Annotated in this window: 1 protein-coding gene; it reads left to right on the top strand. The window is 38.6% G+C overall.

Annotation, left to right across the window (positions count from 1 at the left end):
* Window positions 1-355, top strand: a 355-nt coding sequence (locus tag ACXIUA_RS00630) for a hypothetical protein (protein WP_457975897.1), incomplete at both ends; no start/stop codon positions are given.

The raw sequence follows: 355 nt of genomic DNA, 5'->3' as shown, positions 1-355 counted from the left end.
CCTTTGAAGAAAAAGTCTTTGTCGGTGGTCGCATGAATTTGTTAGATTTTGGCATCAAACAAGATATTGAACAATTGAAATCTGTCTATTCCTTTATGCAAAATTCTGATGAGCTGACGCATTTATTAAATGGTTCTGCAACAACAGAAAATCCAATTGTTTTTCGTATCGGCTCAGAAATTGGCAACAATCTCTTAGAAGATATGAGCATGATCACTGCTACGTATGAAGTATCAGGACATGGCAAAGGAACAATTGCCCTGCTAGGACCAACCAGTATGCCGTATTCAAAAATATTCGGTTTGGTAGACACGTTTCGACATGAGCTAGCTTCACAACTAGGTGACTATTACCG

The organism is Corynebacterium sp. UMB8791 (assembly GCF_054166365.1).
The sequence above is the reverse complement of the archived record's forward strand: the minus strand, read 5'-3'. Positions and strand labels throughout refer to the sequence as shown.